At 39.2% G+C, this 11,373-nt stretch carries 10 protein-coding genes; 3 read left to right on the top strand and 7 right to left on the bottom strand.

Annotated elements, in window-relative coordinates; genetic code table 11:
* The first annotated feature begins 27 nt into the window (after window positions 1–27).
* From H5183_RS10535 to dolP, 3 genes are read left to right on the top strand one after another with little or no spacing between them, the layout of a single operon-like run.
* On the top strand, window positions 28–399 hold the full coding sequence (locus tag H5183_RS10535; protein ID WP_145236829.1) for a YraN family protein: 372 nt from the start codon (window positions 28–30) through the stop codon (window positions 397–399).
* A 1-nt stretch (window position 400) separates the two neighbouring features.
* A complete protein-coding gene (locus tag H5183_RS10540; RefSeq protein ID WP_145236825.1) occupies window positions 401–988 on the top strand; it encodes an SIS domain-containing protein in 588 nt (195 codons plus the stop codon).
* Window positions 988–1,554: a division/outer membrane stress-associated lipid-binding lipoprotein gene (gene dolP / locus H5183_RS10545; protein WP_145236822.1), complete on the top strand. Its 567-nt coding sequence runs from the start codon at window positions 988–990 to the stop codon at window positions 1,552–1,554. Before H5183_RS10540 ends, dolP begins: the two co-directional genes overlap by 1 nt.
* Before the next feature lie 191 nt (window positions 1,555–1,745).
* Here dolP and H5183_RS10550 read toward each other — a convergent pair whose 3' ends face one another.
* The 7 genes from H5183_RS10550 to petA form a co-directional block, all read right to left on the bottom strand.
* Window positions 1,746–5,042, bottom strand: a complete 3,297-nt coding sequence (locus tag H5183_RS10550; RefSeq protein ID WP_182731661.1) for an EAL domain-containing protein — start codon at window positions 5,040–5,042, stop codon at window positions 1,746–1,748.
* Between the two features lie 85 nt (window positions 5,043–5,127).
* A complete protein-coding gene (locus H5183_RS10555) occupies window positions 5,128–6,681 on the bottom strand; it encodes a PAS domain-containing methyl-accepting chemotaxis protein (protein WP_145236816.1) in 1,554 nt (517 codons plus the stop codon).
* 442 nt (window positions 6,682–7,123) lie between these two features.
* The gene (locus H5183_RS10560) at window positions 7,124–7,564 is read right to left on the bottom strand and encodes a ClpXP protease specificity-enhancing factor (protein WP_145236812.1); all 441 of its coding nucleotides are present in this window, start codon (window positions 7,562–7,564) and stop codon (window positions 7,124–7,126) included.
* Window positions 7,564–8,190, bottom strand: coding sequence for a stringent starvation protein SspA (sspA, locus tag H5183_RS10565; RefSeq protein WP_064667929.1), 627 nt, complete (start codon window positions 8,188–8,190; stop codon window positions 7,564–7,566). The genes H5183_RS10560 and sspA overlap by 1 nt, the downstream gene beginning before the upstream one ends.
* A gap of 79 nt (window positions 8,191–8,269) precedes the next feature.
* Window positions 8,270–9,013 (bottom strand): cytochrome c1, encoded by a 744-nt coding sequence (locus H5183_RS10570; protein ID WP_145236807.1) that lies wholly within the window; start codon window positions 9,011–9,013, stop codon window positions 8,270–8,272.
* A complete protein-coding gene (locus tag H5183_RS10575) occupies window positions 9,010–10,275 on the bottom strand; it encodes a cytochrome b N-terminal domain-containing protein (protein ID WP_145236803.1) in 1,266 nt (421 codons plus the stop codon). The genes H5183_RS10570 and H5183_RS10575 overlap by 4 nt, the downstream gene beginning before the upstream one ends.
* Window positions 10,275–10,865, bottom strand: a complete 591-nt coding sequence (gene petA / locus H5183_RS10580; RefSeq protein WP_145236799.1) for a ubiquinol-cytochrome c reductase iron-sulfur subunit — start codon at window positions 10,863–10,865, stop codon at window positions 10,275–10,277. Before petA ends, H5183_RS10575 begins: the two co-directional genes overlap by 1 nt.
* Window positions 10,866–11,373 lie beyond the last annotated feature (508 nt).

Below are 11,373 nucleotides of genomic sequence, written 5' to 3' on the forward strand. Positions count from 1 at the left end.
AAAGCAATATAAAACAAGGATGTTGTGATGTCGTGGTTTAAACAACTGTGGCAAAATAGCCGAGAGAAAGGCCAGTATTACGAGCTACAAGCGCAAAAATACTTAGTAACGCAAGGGCTGATCCCGTTAGAGCGAAACTATAACTGCCCCTACGGGGAGCTAGATGTAATAATGCGCGATGGCAACACGCTAGTGTTTGTGGAAGTGAAATTTCGCAGTAGCTATGTTAAGGGTGGAGCAATCCACGCTTTAGGTAAACAAAAGCAAGAACGTTTAAAGCGCTCTATTTACCATTATTTAGCAACCAAAAAGCTTAGTGATCAAGCAATAAGAATCGACTTTGTCGCAATAACAGGCGGCACATCGCAACAACTTAATTGGATAAAAAACGTATTTTAATATGCAAGATACTATAAAAGAGATTTTTACTGAAAGCATTCAGGTGCAAATAGCCGCCGGCGAAGTACTCCCAAGCGCCCTAGAAGCCGCTGCATTTACCATAGCGCAAAGCCTAATCAATGGTAATAAATTGATTTGTTGCGGTACTGCGAGCTGTCATATGCTTGCTCAGCATATGGCCGGTATATTGATCAACTACTACGAAACAGAACGTCCTTGTTTACCGGCAATCGCGCTGTCACAAGAACATATCAATCTTGGTCAAAGCACCCAAAGTGACGACCAAGAAACTTTTGCGCGGCAAATACGAGCGTTTGCTCAACAAGGCGATTTACTATTGGTCTTAGCAATTAATGGCAACGAAAAAAACATCATATCGGCAGTCGAAGCCGCACTCACCAAAGATATGAAAGTTATTGTTATGGTTGGTGATGATGGCGGTGAGCTAGTAGGTTTACTCGGCGCCAATGATGTCGAAATTCGTGTTCCGTCAAAACGTCCTAGCCGCATCATAGAATCTCACTTGGTTAATCTTCATTGTTTGAGTGAACTCGTCGACTTGACCCTATTCCCACAGGAAGAAAGCTAATGTTGAAACAATCTCTAATTGTTATTAGTACAGTACTATTATTACAAGGCTGCGCTGCTGCAGTTGTTGCAGGTACCGCTGGTGCCGTTACCGCAGCCAACGATCGTCGTACTCTTGGTTCGCAAATCGATGATAGTAATATCGAAATCAAAGCTGGGGTCGCAATAAACGATGTACCTCGCCTTGCTGATCATGCCAACATCAGCGTGATTAGCGTTAACGGCATTGTATTGTTAATAGGCCAGGTTGCAACTCAAGAAATGAAAGACGAGGCTCAGCGTACGATTGAGGGCTTACCTGCTATACGCAAAATACATAACCAAATTCGTATTGGCTCTAACATTAGCATGAGCACCCAGACCCATGATTCTTGGTTAACGTCGAAAGTAAAAACACAATTACTTACCACCGACAACATCAGTAGCAACAACATCAAAGTAGTAACTGAGAATGGCGAAGTATTTTTAATGGGCTTAGTATCAGATGCAGAAGCAAACACCGCTGTAAGCGTTGCACGTAATGTTTCGGGTGTAGAACGCGTTATTAAGGTATTTGAGTACTTATAAAGATAAAGAATTTTCAGCCGTGTTTGCCATTAGGTTAACACGGTCTCTCCATTTTAATCATCCGTAGCTGAAACTTAACTCAGCCTTCGTCACAAATAAATATCGTATAAAATCGCTAGCCCTTGGTTTTACTAAAAAAGCCCACAACGCGATGCCCTCTATTTAAGTCGCATTATTGCTACAATAAAATATTAAAATTGTATTTCTTCAAATATACATGGTTTACCAAACAGATAACCCTGATAGGCATTGCAGCCCATGCTCTGTAATAATAACCGTTGTGCTTCTGTTTCAACCCCTTCAGCTATTACTTCTAAATCCATTGAACTAGCTAGTGTTATAACAGCCTGAGCAATCGCTTTATCATTAAGACTATTAATAATATCACGGACAAAACTCTGATCTATTTTCAACTGATCCAAAGGCAGTTTCTTTAGGTAAGACAAAGACGAATAACCCGTACCAAAGTCATCAATTGAAAATGTAATCCCATGCTGCTTTAGCTCTCGCATCTTAGCTTTAACATCGGATATATTATTTGCTAAGAGAGATTCTGTGATTTCTAACTTTAGACGCCCTGGATTAGCTTTTGAGCTATTAAGTGCCTTGAGAACTACCTGAACAAAGTCTTTTTTACTAAACTGTACAACACTAATATTAACTGCAACGGTAAAACTAGCTTTAGCAGGAGTTTTTGCCCATTTTGCTAATGTTTCACATGCTTGTTGCAATACCCACTCACCTATAGGCACTATAAGCCCAGTATCCTCTGCCAATGGAATAAAGTCCGCAGGTGAAATAATGCCCTTTATAGGATGAACCCAACGCAATAGTGCTTCAACACCAACAACTTGTTGGTATTGGTTAATCTGCTTTTGGTAAAACAAAGTGAATTGCTGTTGATTTACCGCTTCGTGTAAGTCACCGATAAGAGTAAGTCTTGAGCTAACAGCAATCTGCATCTGAGGGTCAAAGAATTGCACCCCATTACGACCAGCATCTTTTGCCTTATACATAGCTAAGTCTGCTTGCTTGAGTAGCTCCTCTGTTGATGTGTTTGCTTTATTAAACATAGTTACACCAATACTTGCTGAACTATTATATGTTAAACCATCAAGATTAAACTCTTGCGCTAAGCGGGTCATAATTTTTTGAGCAATCGATTCAGCTTGATTAGCAGCCTCTTTTTCATCATCCCCCAGATCAGCAGCAATAATAACAAATTCATCACCACCGAGCCGAGACACAGTATCCCCATGGTTTATTGCTTTAACTAATCGATTAGCCACCTTACATAACAATAAATCCCCTTTATTATGTCCAGCACTGTCGTTTAAATTTTTAAAGTTGTCTAAATCTAAAAATAAGACTGCAGCGAAATTGCAGCTTCGAGCACAATGGGAAATAGTATTTTGCAATCTATCAAGTAACAAACGACGGTTTGGTAACATAGTAAGTGAATCATAAAACGCTAGCTTATGTATTTCCTGTTCACGTTTTTTACGTTGAGTAATGTCGCGAATAATACCAATAAAGTTGATCTCACCAGCATTTTTCACCTCGACAACACCTAGCTCAATAGGAAAGGTAGCGCCGTTTTTGTGCAATGCATCAAGCTCTCGAATGCGCCCAGTAATATCACTATTCCCATTGTTTATATTTTTTTTTAAATAGTGATTATGGTGCTCGCGGTGCGGTGAACCCATTAGCATGCTAATATTGTTACCTATAACTTCATTATCACTATAACCAAAAATTTCCTTTGCGGCTTGGTTAAATGTGAGCACTACCCCCATACTATCGATAGTAATAACACCATCAAGCATACTTTCTACGACGGCGACCATTTGTTTTGATTTTTCATCGAGAGAGCTTTCAGCTTTGATTTGATCATTAATATCAAAATGCGTACCTAGCAACCACTCTGCTTTACCATCATCAGTGCGAGAGGATATCTTTCCACGGGTATTGATCCAAATCCAATCACCATTTTTGTGCTTCATCCGCATGTTAGCTTCATAGCTCGGGAGCTGACCAGAAACATGTTTTTCAAGTTGAAATAAACAATAATGAAGGTCATCAGGATGAGTTAGCTTCTCCCAGCTAAAACGACTTAATGGAAGCAACTCAGCAAGCTTATAACCTAATAAATCAGCCCAATTGTCATTAATGAGTAACTCGCTAGTTTGAATATTTAAATGCCATGTACCAATCTTGTTTGCATCAATAACAGTTTTAAGTAAATTTTGACTGTTATGAATAACCTGTTCATCTAGCTTTTCTTTTGTTATGTCAGTCTGTATTGCAATATAACCTGAATGCCTGCCCTCATTATCTAACAGTGGATTACATGCTATTCTTATCCAATAAGGCTTTTTATTTTTGGAGTAATTTAGCACATCGACGTTAAACCCCTTGACTGCGCTAATAGCATGTCTCATTTCATTTATTGTCTCAGGATCTGTATCTAGCCCTTGCAACAACTCACCTGGTTTTTTTCCTGAGATATCATCTAATTTGAAACCCGAAATAGCAGTAAAAGCTTCATTTATCCAAACAACTAAACCACTTTTATCGGTGATTATAACTCCGTTTGTTGTTTGTCTGACAACCTCTGAAAGGCGTCGTAACTCTTCGCTTGCGAGTAATTGTTCTGTGATATTACGAATAACGAGTAATACCTCATTTTTATCAATCTTTTTGTAACGAACTTCAAACGACCTGTTTGACTTAGTAGTAAATGTATTATTTTGATGAATAGCATCATCTGCATTAAAAGCCTGTTCAACTTTGCTTATAAGTTGACAGCCTAGCTCATTAGGCATTAGATCATTAATAGTGTGGCCAATAATTTCATGCTGAGGTATCGGTAAATCAGGGTGTTCATTACATGATATAAAACGGTATTCTCGGTCAATCACAAACACCATATCTGGCAACGTAGCTAAAATTGATGCCTTTTTTTTCATAGTAGAATGTAATTGTTGCTTAAAAACCTCTTGGTCTAGCCGAGTAATTTCATGCTCCACCATATCAGCGAATTCACGTAGCATTTGCTTTTCATCACTTGAAAAATCACGGGGCACAACATCAATAATGCATAACGTACCTATTGGTTGCCCGCTGGACTCGCGTACTGGTGCGCCTGCATAAAAACGAATATGAGGTTCATGTGTTACTAGCTGATTTGTCGAAAAACGAGAATCTTTTATTGTATCTGTAACAACAAAAACATCCGGCTGTAAAATTGCATGCCCGCAAAAAGAAATTTCACGCCCAGTTTGACAAACATCCAATCCAACCTTTGATTTAAACCACTGCCTGTCACTATCGACCAAAGAAACTAAGCATATTTTTACATTAAAAAAATGTGCAGTTAATCGCGTGATACGATCAAATCGCTCCTCAGCAAGCGAATCAAGTAAACCTGTGTGTTTTAAAGCATTTAAGCGAGCAGATTCATCAGCGGGGTAATCAGGTGCGCTCATTTACTTCTCCAAGTTTTTTACTCATTAGTTTCATATCAATATCAACATACATAATTAAGAAATGGCTTTTGATAAATTTTTTACTTTATTGTTTGAAGCGAACAACGAGTTCATGCAGCTCATCAGCTATCTTATTAAGATAGATAATAGTTTCTGATAACTTATTGGAGCTTTCAGTACTCGTATCTGCAAGTGCAGAAATATTTACAATTTGACGATTGATATCTTCAGCAACATGGGATTGCTCTTCAACTGCTGCAGCCATTTGAGTAGACATAGAAGCAATTTGACCTACAGACTCGGTTACACCATTTAGCATTTTACTGCTCTCAATAACATGAGAAAGACCATCTTTTGCATCAATAGCCCCTGCATCAGCTATTTCTACCGCGTCACTTGCACGCTGCGTTAATTCGCTAACAATACCGTAGATTTCTTTAGTTGATTCTTGGGTACGCTGAGCTAGACTTCTAACTTCGTCTGCTACGACAGCAAAACCACGGCCTTGTTCACCCGCACGAGCGGCTTCAATTGCAGCATTCAAAGCTAGTAGGTTAGTTTGATCAGCAATTTGTTCAATTATTTGAGCCGCATTAGCTATTCGTGCTGTTTGTTCTGAAACACCTCGTACTGAACTACTAATTTGCTCAACCGTAAGCTGCAGTTTTTGAATAGAATTATGGGTAATATTGGCTATTTCAGAGCCTTTTAAAGTAAGCTCATTGGCTTTGTCAGCTTGTGATGCAGTATCACTCACATGTTTCGATACTTCAGCAATAGCGGTAGACATTTCATTCATTGCTGTAGCAACTTGCATAGTTTCTAACTGCTGACTTTCAATATCTCTTCTTGTTTTATCAGTCAGCTCAGCACCTTTCTCAGATTCCTTAGCAACAACCAGCGCAGAACTTTCGATACGAGTTATAATCGTCCCTAAATGAGCAAGTTGACTTAAAATAGCAACTTTAAGCTTTCCTAAATCACCAGCATCATCGGTATAGCTTTTGACTGCAAGAGGATCCGAAAATGAGTGAGAAAGCATATTATTAAGCGCATTGAGAGTTTTCTTTTTAACTATAGAAACCCAAATGGCAAAAATAACAACTGATGTAAACAAAATACCTTCGGACAATCTTGCATAACCAGCTAAAAATAATATTGCGCAAATAATAATTGAAAAAGTTAGCAATAAATTTTCTAAAGACACTGGTAAATGCATTTTCTGGCTTTTACCTTTGTTGATATCACGATAAAGCTGCGTAGCCCGAGCAACCGCCTGTCGTGATGGACAAGAACGAACTGACTCATAGCCAACAATCTTATTGTCTTGTGTTATGGGTGTAACATAAGCATCGACCCAATAATAATCGCCATTTTTACAGCGGTTTTTTACAAGCCCCATCCATGGTTTACCCAATTTTAGATAAGACCACATTGTTTTAAATGCTTCTGAAGGCATATCAGGATGCCTTACTATGTTATGAGGCTGACCTATTAACTCTGCTTTTTTAAACCCGCTGATTTCAATAAAAGCTTCATTACATTCAAGAATGTTGCCTTGAGTATCTGTTACTGTAATTAACTTAATATTATTATTGAATGTTTTTTCTTTAGTCGTAACAGGCAGGTTACTACGCATCGTATATACCTAATTATTAAAATTGTTGGAATTATAAAGAATTGTGAAAGATTACAAAGGATTGTGGAAGATTATGAAATTATCATAATATTATACTAATAAGAAAATAAGCACTAGGAAATAATGCTGAATTATAGAAAACACAAGAGCAAGCTGAATACTTAATCGGTACACTTTTAATTAAAGCTAGTTGTTGCATTTTTACTTTATAATTATTTTATATCGTGTGATGCCACTTAGGCTCAAGTTAGATAATGTATCAGTTCACAGTGCTGCTTGTTTTACAGCAGAACCTCATAAAAATATCTAATTAGGTGGTCAAATTAACGTTGCTAATACAAATTTAAACCACGTATTTGCTCCCTGCATACCATTAATATGCGTGCTTATTGCGCGCATAAAAAAACCGCTTAATCAGCGGTTTTTATCAAACAATTACATATTACTTAATAACACGTAAGTGTGAGCCTTTTTTCTTTTCAGGCTTAGAAGGAGCTGGCTCGTCAGGTAATAACTCATCTGCGATATCAACACTTTCTAACTCAGCTGCAAACTCGTCTTCATCTTCTAAAAACTCATCTGCAGTAAACACAGTGCCTTCACCGTTTTCGCGGGCATAGATCGCAAGCACGGCACCAATTGGCACGTATACTTGCATTGGCTGACCACCAAAGCGGGCACTAAAGCTTAACTGCTGATTATCCATTGAGAATTGTGTGACAGCTGATGGGCTAATATTCAACACAATTTGTCCATCTTGAACAAACTGTGTTGGTATTTGCACGGCTGGAAAATCAGCATTAACCACTAAATGCGGTGTACACTGATTATCAACAATCCAATCAAAGAAAGCACGAAGTAAATAAGGACGATTAGGCGTCATTACAAACGGATCTCGCGCTCAGTTTCAGTAAGAGAAGCTTGGAATGATTCACGCTCAAATAAACGGATCATATATTCTTTCATCTCTTTAGAACCTGCACCAGTTAGCTCAATACCAAGCTCTGGTAAACGCCATAGTAATGGTGCTAAGTAACAATCAACTAAACTAAACTCTTCACTCATAAAGTAAGGAGCTTCAGTAAAGATTGCTGAAACAGCAAGTAAAGCTTCTGTTAGTTCTTTACGCGCTTGTGCAGACTCTGCACCATTAGCATAAATTTTAGCAGCAAGGCTGTACCAATCTGTGTCGATGCGATGCATCATTAAACGGCTGCGGCCACGCATTACCGGATAAACAGGCATTAGTGGAGGGTGAGGAAAACGTTCATCAAGGTATTCCATGATGATGTTTGCCTGATATAAACCAAGCTCACGGTCAATCAGTGTTGGCACTGTACCGTAAGGGTTAATTTCATGAAGTGCTTCTGGCAGGTTATCCTTTTCAGCCAGATGAATATCTACACTTACGCCTTTTTCAGCAAGTACAATGCGTACTTGATGGCTATACATACAGTTAGCACCAGAAAAAAGGGTCATTACAGGGCGCTTATTGGCAGCTACGGCCATGCCTACCTCCATTAAATAACAAAAACAGCAAAAGGGGCTTAAGCCCCTATTGCAAAATTACCTTTAAATATGTTCAAAATTAATGAACATCTCTCCAGTATTCTTTCTTCAGCATGAATGCCAAGATAAATAGGATAACTAAGAATCCGATAACCTTGATACCTAACGCTTCTGATTCAAGACGTGAAGGTTCACCCACGTACTCAAGGAAGTTAGTTAAGTCACGAGCCGCTTGATCGTACTCGTCTACACTCATTTCGCCTGTTCCATCTGTTTCAGTACCAATAACTTTAGTCACAGTGTGACCATGTTCTTCGACTTCTTCAGTAATAGGTGTTGGTAAACCTTGTAGTTCTTGCAGAACGTGAGGCATACCTACCAGTGGGAAAACAATATTGTTTACCCCAAACGGACGAGATTCATCTTTATAAAATGACTTTAAGTACGTGTAAATATAATCCGGAGATTTTACACGTGCAATTAGAGTTAGATCCGGCGGAGCCGCACCAAACCATTTTGCTGCATCATCTTTAGTAATTGCGTTAGTGATATGGCTACCAACTTTTGAACCGTCAAAAATTAACTGCTCAAGGCCAACGGCTGTTGGAATACCGATATCACGGAAAGTACGCTCATAACGCTGATACTGCATTTGGTGACAACCAAGACAGTAGTTCATGAACAACTTTGCACCACGTTGCAACGAAGGCTGATCAGTTAGGTCATTACCGGCTTCCATTAATGGAACCGATGGACCTGCCGCCATTGCCGGCAATACGTTTATTGATAAAGCAAATAAACCGATAATAAGCTTTTTCATCATTTCGTTAACCTCTCAGGCAATGGCTTAGTTTTTTCATTCTTACTGTATACAAACAACAGTACGAAGAACATAAAGTAAGTCACAGTACAGATTTGCGAGACAATCGTTTTAAAGTCAGTTTGTGGAGTTGCACCCACCCAACCAAGTAGTACGAAAGTAACAACAAACCCTGCAATGTTCCATTTATGGAAGCCACAACGGTAGCGAACCGATTTAACCGTACCACGGTCAAGCCAAGGTAATAACGCCAGCACTACAATCGATGCACCCATCGCAGCAACACCAATTAGTTTATCTGGGATTGCACGTAAGATTGCATAGAATGGCGTAAAGTACCAAACTGGGAAAATATGTGCTGGTGTTTTAAGTGGATTTGCCGCTTCAAAGTTTGGTCCTTCAAGGAAGAAACCATTCATCGCAGGCATAAAGAACACCACCCAACAGAACAAGATTAAGAAACCAACCACACCCACAATATCTTTTACTGTGTAATAAGGGTGGAACGGAATCGCATCAACAATATCTTTCTTGTCAGTGTAATACTCATGGAATTTAAATTTAGGCTTATCTTCTTCAGCAACAGAGCCTTTCTTACGCTTGATCTCAACGCCGTCAGGGTTATTTGAACCCACTTCGTGCAGTGCCACAATGTGTAAGAATACTAAAATTACGATAACCAATGGTAAAGCAATAACATGTAATGCAAAGAAGCGGTTAAGCGTTGCACCTGATATTACATAATCACCACGGATCCAAAGTGTTAAGTCATCACCAATAACCGGAATAGCCCCGAATAGTGAAATGATTACCTGTGCACCCCAGAATGACATTTGACCCCATGGTAATAAGTACCCCATGAATGCTTCAGCCATTAACGCTAAGAAGATAAACATACCGAATAACCACAGTAATTCACGTGGTTTTTGGTAAGAACCGTAGATCATGCCACGGAACATATGCATATATACAACGATGAAAAACGCTGATGCACCTGTTGAGTGCAAATAACGTAGTAACCAGCCGTATTCTACATCACGCATGATGTATTCTACTGAAGCGAATGCGCCCTCAGAAGACGGAACAAAGTTCATCGTTAACCAAATTCCGGTAAGAATTTGGTTTACTAGTACTAACATGGCCAATGAGCCAAAGAAATACCAGAAGTTAAAGTTTTTCGGTGCTGGATACTGTGCAATATGCATGTTCCAAACACGTGTCATTGGGATACGGTCGTCTATCCAACCAATAATTTTACCGAACATTAGGCTACCCCTTTTTCTTCGCCCACTAAAATAGTGGTTTCATCAAGAAATGTGTAAGGTGGTATTTCTAAGTTTAACGGGGCAGGTACCGATTTAAATACACGGCCAGCCATATCAAATTTAGAACCGTGACATGGACAGTAGAAACCATCATCTGTGCCCTCAACCTTTTCACCAAAATTACCTTGGAAAAAGCCAGGTGAACACCCTAAATGCGTACAAATACCTACCGCGAGAAATATCTCAGGGCGTAATGAACGGTAATCATTTGTTGATGATTCTAATTGTTGTGGCTCTTGCGATTGCGGATCACGAAGTTGACCTTCGTGTTCTTTCATCTGCTCAAGCATTTTAGGGGTCCGTGATACAACCCATACAGGTTTACCACGCCACTCGACACGTATTAATTGTCCCGGCTCAAGTTTGCTGATATCTACTTCTACAGGCGCACCCGCAGATTTAGCTCGCTCACTTGGATTCCAAGACGCAATAAAAGGAACAGCAGCCCCAGCCGCACCAACACCACCTACAACAGAGGTAGCTATGGTTAAAAAGCGACGTCGGCCATTGTCTACAGGCGCATTGCTCATCCACTTATCTCCACTATGATTCTCAACACTTGCTATATTGAGAACATCAGTTACAGCAGGTTAATTTTTCGAAATTTTAAAATAGAAGCGATCATAATTAAAACCCTTGATTAAAACAAGGTTATTAACAGCCTCATGCTCGAATAATCCCGACTTTATCAACTAATTGACTAAGTTAGCTCGAGCATAGAGCCGTTTTATGATATGACTTTTACAAAAACAATATACTGACCAAGATCAACCTCACTAAAAGGAAGCAGATTAACTGCACATGGTGCTGTTGAACTCACTCACATTACTTGCCAGACAATTGTAGCAAAAAAATTCATCAATTAACTGACGGATTTACACTTATTACGATAATTATTGAACTTTTTTTAAAGTTATACGCAACAAAGGCAGTAGCAGGTTAATTATTAGCCGCATATTTGATACGAGTTTGCTTATGTCTGATAAAAAGTGCGAGTTCGCTTATGTCTGATAAAAAGTGCGAGTTTGCTTATCTCTG

This window comes from Pseudoalteromonas sp. SR44-8 (assembly GCF_014163635.1).
Taxonomy (GTDB): Bacteria; Pseudomonadota; Gammaproteobacteria; order Enterobacterales; family Alteromonadaceae; genus Pseudoalteromonas; species Pseudoalteromonas rhizosphaerae.